Origin of the sequence: Actinospica acidithermotolerans (genome assembly GCF_018139625.1) — a bacterium.
Taxonomy (GTDB): domain Bacteria; phylum Actinomycetota; class Actinomycetes; order Streptomycetales; family Catenulisporaceae; genus Actinospica; species Actinospica acidithermotolerans.
The window spans coordinates 1-15,207 of sequence record NZ_JAGSOH010000098.1; the positions used below are offsets into that span (position 1 = coordinate 1).

The 15,207-nt window shown below is 72.1% G+C and carries 18 protein-coding genes; 12 read left to right on the forward strand and 6 right to left on the reverse strand.

Features of this window, described 5'->3' with window-relative positions; translation table 11 throughout:
* Nucleotides 1–131 precede the first annotated feature (131 nt).
* The 3 genes from miaB to dapF are packed head-to-tail and all read left to right on the forward strand — an operon-like array spanning nucleotide 132 to nucleotide 3,415.
* Nucleotides 132–1,646, forward strand: a complete 1,515-nt coding sequence (miaB, locus tag KDK95_RS25735) for a tRNA (N6-isopentenyl adenosine(37)-C2)-methylthiotransferase MiaB (RefSeq protein ID WP_212520868.1) — start codon at nucleotides 132–134, stop codon at nucleotides 1,644–1,646.
* Nucleotides 1,647–1,656: 10 nt separating this feature from the next.
* Nucleotides 1,657–2,562 (forward strand): tRNA (adenosine(37)-N6)-dimethylallyltransferase MiaA, encoded by a 906-nt coding sequence (gene miaA, locus KDK95_RS25740; protein ID WP_212520869.1) that lies wholly within the window; start codon nucleotides 1,657–1,659, stop codon nucleotides 2,560–2,562.
* Nucleotides 2,563–2,572: 10 nt separating this feature from the next.
* Entirely contained in the window at nucleotides 2,573–3,415 is an 843-nt protein-coding gene (dapF, locus tag KDK95_RS25745; RefSeq protein ID WP_212520870.1) for a diaminopimelate epimerase, read from the forward strand.
* Nucleotides 3,416–3,514: 99 nt separating this feature from the next.
* Here dapF and KDK95_RS25750 read toward each other — a convergent pair whose 3' ends face one another.
* Nucleotides 3,515–4,837, reverse strand: coding sequence for a D-arabinono-1,4-lactone oxidase (locus KDK95_RS25750; protein ID WP_212520871.1), 1,323 nt, complete (start codon nucleotides 4,835–4,837; stop codon nucleotides 3,515–3,517).
* 120 nt (nucleotides 4,838–4,957) lie between these two features.
* Here KDK95_RS25750 and KDK95_RS25755 point away from each other — a divergent pair, with 120 nt between their 5' ends.
* Nucleotides 4,958–6,037, forward strand: a complete 1,080-nt coding sequence (locus tag KDK95_RS25755) for a ferrochelatase (RefSeq protein ID WP_212520872.1) — start codon at nucleotides 4,958–4,960, stop codon at nucleotides 6,035–6,037.
* Nucleotides 6,038–6,048: 11 nt separating this feature from the next.
* Entirely contained in the window at nucleotides 6,049–6,858 is an 810-nt protein-coding gene (locus KDK95_RS25760; RefSeq protein ID WP_212520873.1) for an inositol monophosphatase family protein, read from the forward strand.
* 42 nt (nucleotides 6,859–6,900) lie between these two features.
* Here KDK95_RS25760 and KDK95_RS25765 read toward each other — a convergent pair whose 3' ends face one another.
* Nucleotides 6,901–7,080 carry a hypothetical protein gene (locus tag KDK95_RS25765; protein ID WP_212520874.1) on the reverse strand — a complete coding sequence of 60 codons (180 nt, stop codon included), beginning with the start codon at nucleotides 7,078–7,080 and terminating at the stop codon, nucleotides 6,901–6,903.
* A gap of 301 nt (nucleotides 7,081–7,381) precedes the next feature.
* Between KDK95_RS25765 and KDK95_RS25770 the strand changes: the two genes are divergently transcribed.
* Entirely contained in the window at nucleotides 7,382–8,038 is a 657-nt protein-coding gene (locus KDK95_RS25770) for a response regulator transcription factor (protein ID WP_212520875.1), read from the forward strand.
* A 1-nt stretch (nucleotide 8,039) separates the two neighbouring features.
* Nucleotides 8,040–9,329, forward strand: coding sequence for a sensor histidine kinase (locus KDK95_RS25775; protein ID WP_212520876.1), 1,290 nt, complete (start codon nucleotides 8,040–8,042; stop codon nucleotides 9,327–9,329).
* A 28-nt stretch (nucleotides 9,330–9,357) separates the two neighbouring features.
* Here KDK95_RS25775 and KDK95_RS25780 read toward each other — a convergent pair whose 3' ends face one another.
* A complete protein-coding gene (locus tag KDK95_RS25780; RefSeq protein ID WP_212520877.1) occupies nucleotides 9,358–9,876 on the reverse strand; it encodes a gamma carbonic anhydrase family protein in 519 nt (172 codons plus the stop codon).
* Nucleotides 9,877–10,077: 201 nt separating this feature from the next.
* Here KDK95_RS25780 and KDK95_RS25785 point away from each other — a divergent pair, with 201 nt between their 5' ends.
* Nucleotides 10,078–10,371: a DUF4193 domain-containing protein gene (locus KDK95_RS25785; protein WP_212520878.1), complete on the forward strand. Its 294-nt coding sequence runs from the start codon at nucleotides 10,078–10,080 to the stop codon at nucleotides 10,369–10,371.
* A gap of 13 nt (nucleotides 10,372–10,384) precedes the next feature.
* Here the strand turns inward: KDK95_RS25785 and KDK95_RS25790 are convergent, their stop codons facing one another.
* Complete coding sequence (locus tag KDK95_RS25790) at nucleotides 10,385–10,855, reverse strand: DUF3093 domain-containing protein (RefSeq protein WP_212520879.1); 471 nt, start codon at nucleotides 10,853–10,855, stop codon at nucleotides 10,385–10,387.
* An 82-nt stretch (nucleotides 10,856–10,937) separates the two neighbouring features.
* On the opposite strand from KDK95_RS25790, the gene KDK95_RS25795 reads away from it, so the two are divergent.
* From KDK95_RS25795 to KDK95_RS25810, 4 genes are all read left to right on the forward strand, one after another.
* The gene (locus tag KDK95_RS25795) at nucleotides 10,938–11,543 is read left to right on the forward strand and encodes a PaaI family thioesterase (protein WP_249161885.1); all 606 of its coding nucleotides are present in this window, start codon (nucleotides 10,938–10,940) and stop codon (nucleotides 11,541–11,543) included.
* Between the two features lie 127 nt (nucleotides 11,544–11,670).
* Nucleotides 11,671–12,123 carry a dUTP diphosphatase gene (gene dut, locus KDK95_RS25800; RefSeq protein ID WP_282971620.1) on the forward strand — a complete coding sequence of 151 codons (453 nt, stop codon included), beginning with the start codon at nucleotides 11,671–11,673 and terminating at the stop codon, nucleotides 12,121–12,123.
* Between the two features lie 87 nt (nucleotides 12,124–12,210).
* A complete protein-coding gene (locus tag KDK95_RS25805; protein ID WP_212520880.1) occupies nucleotides 12,211–12,978 on the forward strand; it encodes a DUF3710 domain-containing protein in 768 nt (255 codons plus the stop codon).
* A gap of 103 nt (nucleotides 12,979–13,081) precedes the next feature.
* The gene (locus tag KDK95_RS25810) at nucleotides 13,082–13,786 is read left to right on the forward strand and encodes a DUF3159 domain-containing protein (protein ID WP_212520881.1); all 705 of its coding nucleotides are present in this window, start codon (nucleotides 13,082–13,084) and stop codon (nucleotides 13,784–13,786) included.
* Between the two features lie 24 nt (nucleotides 13,787–13,810).
* Here KDK95_RS25810 and KDK95_RS25815 read toward each other — a convergent pair whose 3' ends face one another.
* Together KDK95_RS25815 and KDK95_RS25820 are read right to left on the reverse strand one after the other, a co-directional pair.
* Complete coding sequence (locus tag KDK95_RS25815; RefSeq protein WP_212520882.1) at nucleotides 13,811–14,470, reverse strand: potassium channel family protein; 660 nt, start codon at nucleotides 14,468–14,470, stop codon at nucleotides 13,811–13,813.
* Complete coding sequence (locus tag KDK95_RS25820) at nucleotides 14,470–15,129, reverse strand: potassium channel family protein (protein ID WP_212520883.1); 660 nt, start codon at nucleotides 15,127–15,129, stop codon at nucleotides 14,470–14,472. The genes KDK95_RS25815 and KDK95_RS25820 overlap by 1 nt, the downstream gene beginning before the upstream one ends.
* Nucleotides 15,130–15,207: the final 78 nt, after the last annotated feature.

Genomic DNA, 15,207 nt, shown 5'->3' on the forward strand with positions numbered 1-15,207 from the left:
TCCCCGTGTCGTCCCCGAAGCCGTGCTTCTCGACGTTGAAAGGTAGCGTGAATCAGCCCTGCTCGTCACCCCGGGTTATAACGGTCGGGTAACGGCAGAGGCTGTCTGCCAGGGGACATATCCTTGGAGGCATGGCGCAGCGAGACGACGTGAAGAGTTACGACATCCGCACCTACGGGTGCCAGATGAACGTGCACGATTCCGAGCGCCTGGCCGGACTCCTCGAGGAGGCTGGCTACGTGCGCTCCGCCGCTGGTGAAGAGGCGGACGTGGTCGTCTTCAACACCTGCGCGGTGCGCGAGAACGCGGACAACCGCCTCTACGGCAACCTCGGGCACATGGCCTCGGTCAAGGCCCGCAAGCCCGGCATGCAGATCGCCGTCGGCGGTTGCATGGCGCAGAAGGACCGCGGCGAGGTGCAGCGGCGCGCGCCGTGGGTGGACGTCGTGTTCGGCACGCACAACATCGGCTCGCTGCCGGTCCTGCTGGAGCGCGCCCGCGTGCAGGAGGCGGCGCAGCTGGAGATCAAGGAGTCGCTGGAGGCCTTCCCGTCCACGCTCCCGACCCGCCGCGAGTCCGCGTACGCGGCGTGGGTGTCGATCTCCGTCGGCTGCAACAACACCTGCACCTTCTGCATCGTCCCCTCGCTGCGGGGCACGGAGCGGGACCGGCGCCCCGGCGAGATCCTGCGGGAGATCGAGGCGCTGGTGGACGAGGGCGTGGTCGAGGTCACGCTGCTCGGGCAGAACGTGAACTCCTACGGTGCCGAGTTCGGCGACCGCGCGGCCTTCTCCAAGCTGCTGCGCGCCTGCGGGCAGATCGACGGGCTCGAGCGGGTCCGCTTCACCTCCCCGCACCCGCGCGACTTCACCGACGACGTCATCGAGGCGATGGCCGAGACGCCGAACGTGATGCCCTCGCTGCACATGCCGCTGCAGTCCGGCTCGGACGCCGTGCTCAAGGCGATGCGCCGCTCCTACCGACGCGAGCGCTACCTCGGCATCATCGAGCGGGTCCGCGCGGCCATTCCGCACGCCGCGATCACCACGGACATCATCGTCGGCTTCCCGGGCGAGACCGACGCCGACTTCGAGCAGACCCTCGAAGTCGTGCGCGAGGCCCGCTTCGCCTCGGCGTTCACCTTCCAGTACTCGAAGCGACCGGGCACGCCCGCCGCCGAGATGGAGGGCCAGATCCCGAAGGAGATCGTCCAGGAGCGCTACGACCGGCTGGCCCCGCTGCAGGAGGAGATCTCCTGGGCCGAGAACCGCGCGCTGGTCGGCCGCGAGGTCGAACTGCTGGTGTCGGAAGGGGAGGGGCGCAAGGACGGCGCCACGCACCGGCTCTCCGGCCGCGCGCGGGACAACCGGCTCGTGCACTTCAGCGTCGGCGAGACCGCGCAGGACGGGCTGCCGCGCCCCGGTGACGCGGTGACGGTCGTCCTCACGCAGGCCGCGCCGCATCACCTGATCGCGGACGGCGAGGGCGGCGGTTCGGCGATCCGTGCGCTGCGCCGGCTGCGCTCGGGCGACGCGTGGGCTGCCCGGCAGGCGGCGCCCGTCGATCAGGGCAAGCCGGCCGTCGCGCTGGGCATGCCGTCGGTCGGGGTGCCGGCGCCGCTGCCCGCGGCGCCGTCCTGCGGCTGAGGCCGATCCGATGACGGTGATCGCGGTGGTCGGGCCGACGGCCGCGGGCAAGTCGGACCTCGGCATCGCCCTCGCGCGGGAGTTCGGCGGCGAGGTGGTCAACGCCGACTCCATGCAGCTCTACCGCGGTATGGACATCGGCACGGCGAAGCTGACCGAGGCCGAGCGCGAGGGCGTGCCTCACCATCTGCTGGACATCTGGGACGTCACCGAGCGCGCCGCCGTCGCCGAGTACCAGCGGCTGGCCCGCGCCGAGGTGGACGCGCTACTGGCCGCCGATCGCGTTCCGGTGCTGGTGGGCGGCTCCGGGCTGTATGTGGACGCCGTGCTCGGCGGCTTCGACTTCCCCGGCACCGATCCCGTGCTGCGCGCGCAGCTCGAGGCGAGACTCGAGGCCGAGGGGTCCGCCGCGCTGCACGCCGACCTCGCCGCCCGCGACCCGCGCTCCGCCGCGGCGATCCTGCCCTCGAACGGGCGACGGATCGTCCGCGCACTCGAAGTCGTGCTGCTGACGGGGGCGCCGTTCCAGGCCTCGCTGCCCGAGGCGGGCTACCACTACCCGGGCACCGTACGGATCGGCCTCGGCGTCGAAAAGGCCGAGCTGGACGACCGGATCACCCGACGGGTCGACATCATGTGGGAGAAGGGCCTGGTCGACGAGGTGGTCGGGCTGATCCCGCGGGGGCTGCGCGAGGGCGAGACGGCCAGCCGCGCATTGGGATACCAGCAGGTTCTCGACTTCCTCGACGGGCACTGCGCCGAGCGGGAGGCCCGCGATCAGACGGCGCTCAAGACGCGGCAGTTCGCGCGGCGCCAGGAGAAGTGGTTCCGCCGCGCGCAGGACACCGTGTGGCTGGCCCGCGACCGAGCCGACCTCATCTCGGCGGCGGCGAAGGCTGTCGGCGCCGCCGCGTAGCATTGGCCGCATGATCCCGTTTACCAAGGGCCACGGCACCGAGAACGACTTCGTCATCATCGAGGACGTCGATGCCTCCTTCGACCCGGACGCCGCGTGGGTCGCCGCCGTCTGCGATCGGCGTGCCGGGATCGGGGCGGACGGCCTGCTGCGCGTGGTACCGACGGCCGCGATGCCGGGTTACGAGCAGGACGCGACCGAAGCGCCCTGGTTCATGGACTACCGCAACGCCGACGGCTCGATCGCCGAGATGTGCGGCAACGGCACGCGCGTCTTCGCGCGCTACCTGGTCGCGCACGACCTGGCCAAGCCGGGCCGGTTCAGCATCGCGACGCGCGCCGGGGTCAAGCACATGCACGTGCCCGAGGACGGCGGCGACGTCACCGTCGACATGGGCCGCTCGGTGTGGCCGGCCGAGTCCGCCGAGGTGCTGGTCGGGGATCGGTGGCTGCCCGCGGTGAACGTGGACATGGGCAATCCGCACGCGGTCGTGTTCGTGGACGACGTCGCCGAGGCGGGGAGGCTGTGGGAGGCGCCGCAGGTGCGGCCGGAGAGTGCTTACCCGCACGGCGTGAACGTCGAGTTCGTCGCGCCGGCCGGTCCGCGGCGGATCGCGATGCGGGTGCACGAGCGCGGATCCGGCGAGACACGGTCCTGCGGCACCGGCGCCTGCGCGGCGATGCTGGCCGCCGCGCGCCGGGACGGAGCCGCGCCGGAGACACCGTACGAGGTGCGGGTTCCGGGCGGCCTGCTGCGGATCGTCGAGCACGAAGACGGGCGGATCGAGATGACCGGGCCCGCGGTCCTCGTGGCGACCGGGGAACTGCTGCCGGGCGGGCTGAGCGCGAGGTAACCGGGCCGGAAGCTGCTCCGGCGCCGCACGTCCGGACCCGGCAGCGCGGCGCGGCGAAGTACCCGGCGCAGCGAAGCACGCGGCGAAGCGCGCTGCGGATCAGGGCCCGAAGATGCGGCGGGTGTAGTTGTTGGCGAAGACGCGGTCCGGGTCGGTCTTCTCGCGCACCGCGAGGAAGTCCGCGAACCGCGGGTAGGCCGCGGCGAAGTAGTCGTGCTCGCGGGTGTGCAGCTTGCCCCAGTGCGGGCGGCCGTCGTGGGCGAGCATGATCTCCTCGGCCTCGTCGAAGTAGCGCGTCTGGTCCATGCCCTGGAACATGTGAAACGCCAGGTACGCGGTGTCGCGGCCGTGCGAGGTGGAGAGCCACAGATCGTCGGCGGGTGCGCAGCGGACCTCGACCGGGACGCTGATGCGCAGGTTCTCCCGGTCGATCATCCGCTTGACCTCGCGCAGCGCGGGGACGGCGGCCTCGACCGGCAGCGCGTACTCCATCTCCAGGAACTTGAACGTGCGCGGCGAGGTGAAGACGCGGTCGGAGCGGTCCACGTAGCTGCGCGCGGACAGCGCCTTCGAGGAGAGTTTGTTGATCGCCGGGATGGCGCGCGGCGCGGCCCGGCCGACGCGGCAGATCCCGGAGAAGACGGTGTTCGAGAGGAATTCGTCCTCCAGCCACTCGCGGCGCCGGGACAGCGGCCGGGCGGGGCCCGCGGAGCGGTTGTTGCGCTTCGTCGTGGTCATCGACGTGTGCGGGAACCAGAAGAACTCGAAGTGCTCGTTCTCGGTGCGCAGTTCGTCGAAGCGGTCCAGCACCTCGTCCACCCGCATCGGCTCCTCGCGCGCCTCCAGCAGGAAGGAGGGCTCGGTGCGGAAGGTGACGGCGGTGATCACGCCGATGGTGCCGACCGAGATCCTGGCCGCCTCGAACAGGTCCGGGTGCGAGAGCGCGTTGCAGGCCACGATGCTGCCGTCCGCGAGCACCACCTCCAGGCCCGCGACCTGCGCCGCGATCGACGCGCTTGAGCGGCCGGTGCCGTGCGTGCCGGTGCCGATCGCGCCGGAGACGGTCTGCGCCTGGATGTCGCCCATGTTCGTCAGCGCCAGGCCCTGCTCGGCCAGCAGTTCGTTCAGCCGCCACAGCGGCATCCCGGCCTCGGCGGTCACCAGGCCGGTCGCGTGGTCCGCGCCGCGCAGCCGGCCGAGGTTGACCAGGCGGATCTGCACGCCGTCGGTCACCGCGGCCGGGGTGAAGGAGTGGCCGCTGCCGACCGGCTTGACCGTCAGGCCCCGCGCGGCCGCGTCGCGCACCGTCTCCGCCACCTCCTGCGGGCTCGACGGGGTCGCCACCCGCTGCATCCGGGCCTGCTGGTTCCCGGCCCAGTTGCTCCAGGTCCGGGTCGCCGGTGCGGTGGTCGAAGTGCTCATCCTGAGCCAATCTTGCCGTGCGGACGTTTTGTCAATCAGCGGTCGCTCAACAGTCGGACAGCCAACTTGACCGTAGACCTCGCGTCAAGAGGCACCCGGCCACCGTGCGAGGATTTGTCCATGCCGGAAACGCTGCCTTACGACGCTCTGCTGCTGCTCTCCTTCGGCGGCCCGGAGGGGCCCGAAGAGGTGGTGCCGTTCCTGGAGAACGTCACGCGCGGCCGCGGGATCCCCCCGGAACGGCTCGCCGCGGTCGGCGAGCACTACTTCCTGTTCGGCGGGGTCAGCCCGATCAACGCGCAGTGCCGGGCCCTGATCGCGGAGATCGAACGCGATTTCGCGGCGCACGGCCTGGAGATCCCCGTCTACTGGGGCAACCGGAACTGGACCCCGTATCTCGCCGACACCCTGGAGCGGATGGCCGCGGACGGGGTCAAGCGAGCGCTTGTTTTCGTCACTTCGGCCTATTCGTCGTACTCCGGCTGCCGGCAATACCGCGAAGACCTGGCCGCGGCCGTCGAGAAGGCGGGCGTCGCGGACACGCTGAGCGTGGACAAGATCCGCGCCTACTTCGACCATCCCGGCTTCGTCGGGCCCTTCGCCGAGTCGGCCGTCGCAGCGTTCGAAGAACTCGATCCGGAGGTGCGCGAGCGCGCCGAGCTGGTGTTCGTCACGCACTCGGTTCCCCTGTCCTACAGCGAGACCAGCGACTACGTGCCGCAGCACGAGGCGGTCGCGCAGCTCGTCGCCGACAGCGTCGCCGAGCACTTCGGGCGGGCCGAGCAGCCGTGGCGGCTCGTCTACTGCAGCCGCAGCGGCCCGCCGACGCAGCCATGGCTGGAGCCGGACGTGTGCGACTACCTGCGCGAGCGCGCGGCGGACGGCGCCGCGGCCGTGGTACTGGTGCCTATCGGCTTCGTCTCCGACCACATGGAAGTGATCCACGATCTGGACACGCAGGCGGCCGAGGTCGCCGCGGAGCTGGGCCTGCCGATGGCCCGCGCCGCGACGCCCGGCACCGCGCCCGCCTTCGTCGCCCTGGTCCGCGACCTGCTGATCGAGCGCTCGTCGGCGGAACGGGGCGAGCCGGTGGAGCGGGCCGGGCTGAGCGCGCGCGGGCCGATGCCCGACGTCTGCGCGGCCGGGTGCTGCCCGAACCCGCGGGTGCCGGGCAAGCCGGCCCTGTGCGGCAGAGACTGAAGGGGACAGACGTGACCGAGTCCGTGACCGCCAGGGAACTTCTGGAGATCGGCCGCGCGGCGGCCGCCGAGGCCGGGAAGCTGCTCGTCGAGGGACGTCCGGCGGATCTCGGCGTGGCGCAGACGAAATCCAGCCCGACCGACGTGGTGACCGAGATGGACACCGCCGCGGAGCTGGCGATCCGCGCGGCGATCCGGCGGTACCGGCCGGAGGACGGATTCCTCGGCGAGGAGGGCGGTTCCGAGGCGGGGACCAGCGGCGTGCGCTGGATCGTGGACCCGATCGACGGGACCGTCAACTACCTCTACGGCCGGCCCGCGTGGGCGGTCTCGATCGCGGCCGAGGCGGACGGGGAGACGGTCGCGGGCGTGGTGCTGGCGCCGCAGCTCGGCGAGGAGTTCACCGGCGTGCGCGGCGAGGGCTCCTGGCTCGGCGTACGGCGGCTGCGGGTGGCCGAGCCCGAGGGGCTCGCGAAAGCCTTGGTCGCCACCGGTTTCGGCTATCAGGCGCGGCGGCGCGAGGTGCAGGGCCGGATCGTGGCCGGGCTCATCGGGCAGGTGCGCGACATCCGGCGCGGCGGCAGCGCGGCGCTGGACCTGTGCTTCGTCGCGGCCGGCCGCGCGGACGGCTACTTCGAGCGCGGCACGAACCCGTGGGATCACGCGGCGGGCGCCCTGATCGCGCAAGAGGCGGGAGCCCGCGTGGAGGGTTTCCACGGGGCTCCCGCCTCGGAGGCGATGGTGCTGGCGGCCGGTACCGCGCTCTTCCCGGCCCTGCACGACGCCCTGGCCGCCCTCGGGGCGGACGACCGGGACTACTGAGTACCGCTCGGTCCTGGGGTGGTGGTCGGCCGCGTACGCGGCTCAGGCCGCGATCGCGTGGATCTTGGGGTCGACGCCGTGGTCGGCCGCGATGCGAAGCAGCGAATCGAGTTCACCCTGTTCGACCTGGACCGCGTAGACGTCTCGCGTGGAGACGGCGGTACGCAGCGCGGCCTCGGCGTCCTCGATCCTCTGGCGCAGGCGGGCGGCGAACTCTCCCATGGTGCTCCTTAGTGCTGGCAGTGCTCTGTTCGACGGGCTCGGCCCGGATCGGCTCAAGGGGCCTGACCGGACCTGGTCCGTCCGACGCGCCGCGGAGGGGGTCGCGGGGGTTGCGCCGGGACGGGGACGGATGCGCTGCGTGCCCACACCCCGGCGGTTCGCTGTCCGGGGCGGCTGTTGGGCCGTACGAGTCAGGTTTCCCCGGTCTCACGGCTTCAAACGAGCGAATCGAAGAGTTCACGCGCTCCTTAGCCCCTCGGGTGCATGATGGCGGGGTCACCGGTCGGCGGAAGGCGGAGCGTTGCGGGTTCTGGTGGTCGAGGACGAGCAGCTGCTCGCGGACGCGATCGCGCGCGGCCTGCGCCGGGAGTCGATGGCGGTGGACGCCGTCTACGACGGGCGCGAGGCCTGGGAGCGGATCGGGGTCAACGACTACGACGTCGTGGTGCTCGACCGCGACCTGCCGGGCATGCACGGCGACGAGCTGTGCCGCAGGGTCCTGGAGGCGGGCGGCGCGACCCGGATCCTGATGCTCACGGCCGCCTCCGAGGTCTCCGACCGGGTCGCCGGCCTCAGCCTCGGCGCGGACGACTACCTCGGCAAGCCGTTCGCTTTCAGCGAACTCGTCGCGCGGGTGCGGGCCCTGGGCCGCCGCGCGATGCCCGCGGTGCCGCCGGTGCTGGAGGCGGCCGGGATCCGGCTGGATCCGGCGCGGCGCGAGGTCACCCGGGACGGACAGCCGGTTTCGCTGGCGCCCAAGGAGTTCGCCGTGCTCGAGGTGCTGCTGCGGGCCCGCGGGGCGGTGGTGAGCGCGGAGCAGTTGCTGGAGAAGGCCTGGGACGAGAACGCCGATCCGTTCACGAACGTGGTGCGCGTCACCGTGATGACCTTGCGGCGCCGCCTCGGCGAACCCCAGGTGATCAAGACGGTTCCCGGTGCCGGGTACCGGATCGGCTGAAATGGGGAACGGGAGCACCGAGCCGGATCCGCTGGCCCGCACGATCGTTCCGCTCACCGTCACGGGCCAGTACACCGCGGCGCGGGCGGTGCCGGAGGGGCCGCGGGCGCGCCGCGGCCTGACCGTGCGCGCCAAGCTGTCGTTGATCTTCGTCGCGCTCTTCTTCGTCTTCGGCACCCTGCTCACCACCGTGACTTACTTCCTGGTGCGCTGGCGGCTCTACCACCCGAGGGCGGACCTGCCGTCGTGGTGCCGGCTCTCCGCGGCGCAGAAGCTCGCCGGCGAGCATCTGACCGTCGTGCAGCAGATCCAGTGCGAGGCCGCCGTGCGTGCGGACACCCTGCAGCAGATCTGGCTCGCGGCGGGCCTCGGCATGGTCGTGATCGGCCTGTTGCTGTTCGGTTTCGGCTACTGGCTGGCCGGGCGGGTGCTGCGTCCGCTGAGCACGGTGACGGCGACGGCGCGGCGGATCGCCCGGCGCGGCGACGGATCGCTCGACGCCAGGGCGCGGCTGGCGCCGGAGGGGCCGCGGGACGAGCTGTACGAGCTCGCCGCGACCTTCGACGAGATGCTGGACCGGCTCGACGCCGCCTTCGAGAGCCAGCGCCGGTTCACCGGCAACGCCTCGCACGAGCTGCGCACGCCCCTCGCCGTCAGCCGCACGCTGCTGGAGGTCGCCCTGGCGGACCCTGAGACGCCGCAGGAGACCGTCCTGCTGGCCCAGGGGCTGCTGACGAATAACTACCGCTCGGAGCGGATGATCGAGGGCCTGCTGGCCCTGTCCAAGGCCGATCAGGCGGTCATCGCGCCCGGGCCGGTGCGCTGGAACGACGTCGTGGGGGGCGTCGTGGCGCTCAGCGGCGCCGAGGCTGCGCAGCGCGGGCTCCAGCTGCGCACCCAGCTCAATCCGGTGCTCGTGCGCGGCGACGGGCCGCTGCTTGAGCAGGTCGCGACGAACCTGGTGCACAACGCGATGCGGCACAACGTCCAGAACGGTACGGGCGGCTGGGTCGACGTGGTGACCTACGACCAAGGCGAGTACGGGCTGCTCGTCGTGGCGAACAGCGGGCCGATCGTGCCGCCGGAAGTCGTCGAATCGCTGTTCGAGCCATTTCGGCGGCTGCGCGTCGAGGGCGCTCCGACGCAGCCGGGCGACCGCGGCGCGGGCCTCGGGCTGTCCATCGTGCGCTCGATCGTCCGGGCCCACGGCGGCCGGATCGGGGTGCAGGCGCGGCCCGAGGGCGGGCTGATCGTGCGTGTCTGGGTGCCCGCGGACACCTCCGGCCGCTAGTCGATCCGGGTGCCGGCCCCTTCGGCGGTCAGTCGATCCGGCGCAGCTCCTGCGCGTACCGCTTGCCGTTCGCGACGTACCGGTCCACCGCGTCCGCGAAGCTGCCCTCCTGGACGGCGTCCAGACGGATCTTCGCGGGCACTCCGAGGGCCATGGCACGCGCCGGCACCTCCGTACCTGGGGCGACCACCGCACCGGCCCCTACGAGGCCCCCAGAGCGCACCAGGACCCGGTGCAGCAGCACGCTGCCCGAGCCGACGAGGCAGCCGTCCTCCACCACGCAGCCCTCGAGGTGCGCGATGTGACCAACCACACAATCGCTGCCGATCTTCGTCTCGAGTTCCTCTGTGGCATGCACCACAGTTCCGTCCTGGATGGAGGTGCGCTCGCCGACCGAGATCCGGCCGTAGTCGCCGCGCAGCACGGCGCCCGGCCAGACCGTGCTGCCCGCACCCACGCTGACCTGGCCGATCACCGTCGCTTCCGGGTGCACGTAGGCTTCCGGATGGATCTCGGGAACGAGGTCGCCGAGGGCGTAGACGGGCATCGCGGTGCCTTTCCGGACGCGGTGGGGACAGTCGGGAACCATCCTGCCAGACCACCCGTTCGGTTGATGCGAATGGGTGTCGGTTGCGTAACGAGGCTTGAAGTAGGGCAAAATCTGCGCTTCGTATCGGGCACAACTTCGGCGCCCGATACGTTACGTGCCCTGAACGACCTGTGAACCACCTGAAGGGGGAGAGGGAAGATGGCTACCGATTACGACACGCCGCGCAAGACGGACGACGAACTCAACGAGGACTCCCTGGAGGAGCTCAAGGCACGGCGTGTCGACAAGACCGCTGCCGTGGTCGACCTGGAGGAGGGCGACAACGAGTCGCTCGAGCTCCCAGGCGCCGACCTGTCCAATGAGGAGCTGAGCGTCCGCGTCCTGCCGAGGCAGGCGGACGAGTTCACCTGCTCCCGTTGCTTCCTGGTGCACCACCAGTCGCAGCTCGCCTTCGAGCGCGACGGGATGCCGGTGTGCCGGGACTGCGCGTGAACCTGCCTCGGGTTCAGCTGCCGGCCGCTGCGTTCGCCCGCGCGAACGCAGCGGCGAGCTTCTCCGGGTGCCGGGAGGACAGGTACAGGTAGGGGTGCGGATCCTGCGGGTCGACCACTTCGACCCGCACCGCGGTCCGCACGTAGCTTCGCAGCAGCATGAACGCGCGGGGATCAGCCTCGTGCCGTTGCAGCGCCCTGGCCTGCTCGGCCGACAGGGCGCGGGCCTCGCCGAGCGCGGCGAGCGGCAGCGTGGCCGGCCCGGCCGTGAGCGAGTCGCCGGAGAGCTCGATGCCGACGCGGCCGTAGGAGGCGACGACCCAGGCCGACAGCAGCGTGCCGCCGACCAGCCCGGCGAGCGACGCGTAGGGGCCGAACCAGAGGAAGATCAAGGCCAGCGAGAGGCCGAACAGGAAGCCGATGAAGTACCAGGACATCGGGGCGCGCAGCTGCTCGCGGTAGGCGGGCGATTCGGCGGGAGTCATGCCCCCTAGCGTCACACACGACGCCCGGGCCGCTCGCAGGGGTGGCTGGCTTTTCAGAGTTACCGGTGAGTAATGTGGGGGCATGAACGCCGCCCAGGACGCCGCCGCCTCTTACCGCGGCCCCACGGACCCGCCCGCCGACGCCGTCCTGCCCGAGCGCCACCCCGACGCCCCGCAGCCCGGCAAGGGCCTCGGCACCCACTACGCGCAGTGCTTCGGCTGCGGCGAGGAGCGTCCGGAGGGACTGCACCTGCATGTCCGGGCCGGCGAGGGTGTCTCGGTGACCGCCGAGTTCGAGGTCGCGCCGGGGCACCAGGGCGCTCCCGGCCTCATCCACGGCGGCCTGCTCGCCACCGCGTTCGACGAGGTGATGGGCGCGGTCAGCTGGATGCTGCACGTCCCCGCGGTGACCGGGCGGCTGGAGACGGACTACGTGAAGCCGGTCCCGGTGGGCCGCACCGTGCACTTCAGCGCCTGGTGCGTCGGCCGGGCGGGCCGCAAGCTCTACCACCGGGCCGAGGCCCGGCTCGACGGTCCGCAGGGCCTGCTCGTCGCCAGGGCGGCCGCGCTGTTCGTCGCGGTCAAGCTGGAGCACTTCACCAGCAACGGCCGCGCCGAGGAGGTCCAGGCGGTGCTGGAGGACCCCCAGACCTACCGTTCGCTGAAAGCGTTCGAGCTCAACCCCTGATCCGGTGTCCCCGCTCACCCGTCACCGGAGGTCACGCCGCGCAGCTTGGGGCGTGACCCGCACCTTGGGACGCTACCCGCGCGCGGTCTGCGGCGTAGGGGATAGGGTGCGCCTTGTGGACACCGCACTGCGCCCGGAGAAGACCGACGTCGACGTCCTGATCCGGCGCCTCGACCCGGACCTTCCGCTGCCCTCGTACGCCCTGCCCGGGGACGCCGGGGCGGATCTGCGCACGGCCGTCGACGCCGAGCTCGGTCCGGGCGAGCGAGCGGTGCTGCCGACCGGGATCGCGGTGGCGATGCCGGAGGGCTACGCCGCGTTCGTGCACCCGCGCTCCGGCCTCGCCGCGCGCTACGGGGTCTCGCTGGTCAACACCCCGGGCACGATCGACGCGGGCTACCGCGGCGAGATCAAGGTCATCGTGGTCAATCTGGACCGGAACAGCCCGGTCAGCTTCCGCCGCGGGGACCGGGTGGCCCAGCTGGTCTTCCAGCGGGTCGAGCGGGCCCGCTTCACGGAGGTCGCCGAGCTGCCGGCCAGCGAGCGCGGCGCCGGGGGCCACGGCTCCACCGGACGGTAGCCGCGGGTTTCGGCCCGGAAGGGTAAACCGCGTCAGCCGGGTTATAGTCCGGCTGTAGCGAATCACATCGATGGGGAGAAGACAGCGATGTTCCGACGGCGAGGCCGCGCGGCGGCCGAGGATGCCGAGCTGGAGTCCGAGGACGTACTCGGACAGGAGCCGAAGGACGACGCGGCCCCGCGGAAGACGGCCGAGGCGCCGGAAGAGCGCAAGAACGGCCCCTGGGACGAGACGGAGGTCGACAAGCCGCTGGAGGGCCGGGTGGACCTCGGCGGGCTGCTGGTGCCCGCCGTCCCCGGGATGGAGGTGCGCCTCGAGGTCTCCGAGCAGCAGCAGGTGATGGCGATCACCGTGGTGCTCGGGCAGAGCGCGATCCAGCTCCAGGCGTTCGCCGCGCCGCGCAGCGAGGGCATCTGGTCCGAGGTGCGCGACGAGATCTCCGTCGAGGTGACCAAGCAGGGCGGCGTGATCGACAAGGGCGTGGGCGCCTTCGGCCCCGAGCTGCGCGCCCGGGTCCCGGTCCGGCTGCCGGACGGCAGCCAGGGCGTTCAGGTGGTGCGCTTCCTCGGCGCCGACGGGCCGCGCTGGTTCCTGCGCGCGGTGATCTCCGGCCAGGCCGCGGTGCAGCCGCAGGCCGCCGCCGTCGTCGAGCAGGTCTTCCGGGACGTGGTCGTGGTGCGCGGCACCCAGGCGATGGCCCCGCGCGACCCGATCCCGCTGCGGCTGCCGCCGCAGGCCCAGCCCACCGACCCGGCCGCCGCCGCGGGCACCCCGGCGCCGCCGGCCTCCCCGTACAGCGGGGGCGGGGACGTCAACCCGTTCGAGCGCGGTCCGGAGATCACCGAGATCCGCTGACGGCCGTGGACGGGGTTCGGGGCGCCACCCGCGCAGGCGGTACGCCGCCGACTGGTGCGCCGAACCCCCGACAAGCCCGGCCGCGCCGGGTACCATGCCAGACATGTCTGCCGAAGCCGCCGCAATGACGCCGGGACCCGACGCCGACGGCCAGTCGCACGAAGAGCGGCTGGCCGCCTACGAGGCGTCCGTGTTCGCCGCCTTCGGCGGCCGCCGCGGCCTGGCCGAGGTCGGCCTGCCCAGCGTCCTGTTCATCCTGGTCTACGGGATCACCCGGAACCTGACCGGCGCGATCTGGGGCGCCATCGCGGTCGCCGCGGTGCTCAGCGCGGTCCGGGTGGTCAAGCGGGACACCCTGCAGCACGCGCTGGGCGGCCTGTTCGGCGTCCTGGTCTGCGCGGCCGTGGCGCACTTCTCCGGGCAGGCCAAGGGCTTCTACCTGCCGGGCGTGCTGCTCAACATCGGCGAGGCGATCCTCTTCTCCGCCAGCGCCCTGCTGCGCTGGCCGATCGTCGGCGTCGTGCTCGGGCCGGTGACCGGCGAGATGATGGCCTGGCGGCAGCACCCGGCGCGGATGCGCGCGTTCACCCTCTCGACCTGGATGCTCGCGGCGATGTTCGTGCTGCGGGTGTGCGTCGAGGTGCCGCTGTACCTGTCCGGCCAGGTGGACGCGCTCGGCGTCGCGAAGATCGTCCTCGGCTACCCGCTCTACCTGGCGGTCGCCTACTGCTGCTGGCAGGTCATCCGCAAGGCCCCGCTGCCGGACGTGAAGCAAGCCGCGGACGCGGCACCCGAAAAAGAGCGCTGACCCTCCTTCGGGTGCCGCGTTCACTCACGCGCTGTTGAGCAGATCCTCGAGCTGCTGCTCCCGGTCCGGCGCCGCGACGAACAGCAGCTCGTCGCCGCCCTCCAGCGGGTCCTCCGGGGTCGGCACGACCACGCGGCCGCCGCGCAGCACCGCGACCAGCGCCGTGTCCTCGGGCCAGTCCACGTCGCCGATGACGGTGCCGACCAGCGGCGCGTCGGCGGGCAGGGTCAGCTCGACCAGGTTGGCGTCGCCCTGGCTGAAGCGCAGCACCCGGACCAGGTCGCCGACCGAGACGGCCTCCTCGACCAGCGCGGACATCAGACGCGGGGTGGAAACGGCCACGTCCACGCCCCAGGCGTCGTTGAACAGCCACTCGTTCTTCGGGTGGTTGACCCGGGCCACCACGCGCGGCACCCCGTACTCGGTCTTCGCGAGCAGCGAGACGACCAGGTTCGCCTTGTCGTCGCCGGTCGCGGCGATGACCACGTTGCAGCGCTGCAGCCCGGCCTCGTCCAGCGAGGCGATCTCGCAGGCGTCGGCCAGCAGCCACTCGGCGCGCGGCAGCTCGTCCACCGCGATCCGGTGCGGCTCCTTGTCCACGAGCAGCACCTCGTGGCCGTTCTCCAGCAGTTCCACGGCGATGGAGCGGCCGACGTTGCCGGCTCCGGCGATCGCGACGCGCATCAGTGCTCCGGTCCCTTCGCGAAGATCTCCTCAACCTGCGCCTGCTCGGCGGTGCGCAGCGCCACGTGCACCAGGTCGCCCTCCTGCAGGACCGTGTCGTGGTCGGGCAGCATGCCCTTGCCCAGCCTGGTGAGCATCGCCACACGGGTCTCGGAGACGGCCTCGAGCCGGCTCACCCGCTGGCCCACCCAGACCGGGGCCACGTGCACCTCGACGATCGCGACGGCGCCGGAGGGGTCGCGCCAATGCTCCTCGGAGCCGCCGGGCAGCAGCCGGCGTAGCATCTGGTCCGCGGTCCAGCGGACGGTGGCGACGGTGGGGATGCCGAGCCGCTCGTAGATCTCCGCGCGCCGCGGGTCGTAGATGCGGGCGCAGACGTTCTCCACGCCGAAGGTCTCGCGGGCCACCCGGGCCGCGATGATGTTCGAGTTGTCGCCGCTGGAGACGGCGGCGAAGGCGCCGGCGCCCTCGATGCCGGCGGCGATGAGCGTGTCCCGGTCGAACCCGGTCCCGGTGACGCGGCGGCCGCGGAAGCTCCCGCCGAGGCGGCGGAAGGCCTGCGGGTCCTGGTCGATCACGGCGGCGCTGTGCCCCAGTTCCTCCATGCTCAGGGCCAGCGTGGACCCCACGCGGCCGCAGCCCATGATCACGATATGCACAGTTACCGGGTCTCCTCGTCGAAGTGTCGTCGGGGCGGTGAGCGGGGCGTACGCCCGGCTCAGGTGTCGTTCCTATCA

Bases quoted from the DNA above. Each gene is read 5' to 3' on its own strand.
- miaB (WP_212520868.1), top strand. From the start codon at position 132: ATGGCGCAGCGAGACGACGTGAAGAGTTACGACATCCGCACCTACGGG.
- miaA (WP_212520869.1), top strand. From the start codon at position 1,657: ATGACGGTGATCGCGGTGGTCGGGCCGACGGCCGCGGGCAAGTCGGAC.
- dapF (WP_212520870.1), top strand. From the start codon at position 2,573: ATGATCCCGTTTACCAAGGGCCACGGCACCGAGAACGACTTCGTCATC.
- KDK95_RS25750 (WP_212520871.1), bottom strand. From the start codon at position 4,837: ATGAGCACTTCGACCACCGCACCGGCGACCCGGACCTGGAGCAACTGG.
- KDK95_RS25755 (WP_212520872.1), top strand. From the start codon at position 4,958: ATGCCGGAAACGCTGCCTTACGACGCTCTGCTGCTGCTCTCCTTCGGC.
- KDK95_RS25765 (WP_212520874.1), bottom strand. From the start codon at position 7,080: ATGGGAGAGTTCGCCGCCCGCCTGCGCCAGAGGATCGAGGACGCCGAG.
- KDK95_RS25775 (WP_212520876.1), top strand. From the start codon at position 8,040: ATGGGGAACGGGAGCACCGAGCCGGATCCGCTGGCCCGCACGATCGTT.
- KDK95_RS25780 (WP_212520877.1), bottom strand. From the start codon at position 9,876: ATGCCCGTCTACGCCCTCGGCGACCTCGTTCCCGAGATCCATCCGGAA.
- KDK95_RS25785 (WP_212520878.1), top strand. From the start codon at position 10,078: ATGGCTACCGATTACGACACGCCGCGCAAGACGGACGACGAACTCAAC.
- KDK95_RS25790 (WP_212520879.1), bottom strand. From the start codon at position 10,855: ATGACTCCCGCCGAATCGCCCGCCTACCGCGAGCAGCTGCGCGCCCCG.
- KDK95_RS25795 (WP_249161885.1), top strand. From the start codon at position 10,938: ATGAACGCCGCCCAGGACGCCGCCGCCTCTTACCGCGGCCCCACGGAC.
- KDK95_RS25805 (WP_212520880.1), top strand. From the start codon at position 12,211: ATGTTCCGACGGCGAGGCCGCGCGGCGGCCGAGGATGCCGAGCTGGAG.
- KDK95_RS25810 (WP_212520881.1), top strand. From the start codon at position 13,082: ATGTCTGCCGAAGCCGCCGCAATGACGCCGGGACCCGACGCCGACGGC.
- KDK95_RS25815 (WP_212520882.1), bottom strand. From the start codon at position 14,470: ATGCGCGTCGCGATCGCCGGAGCCGGCAACGTCGGCCGCTCCATCGCC.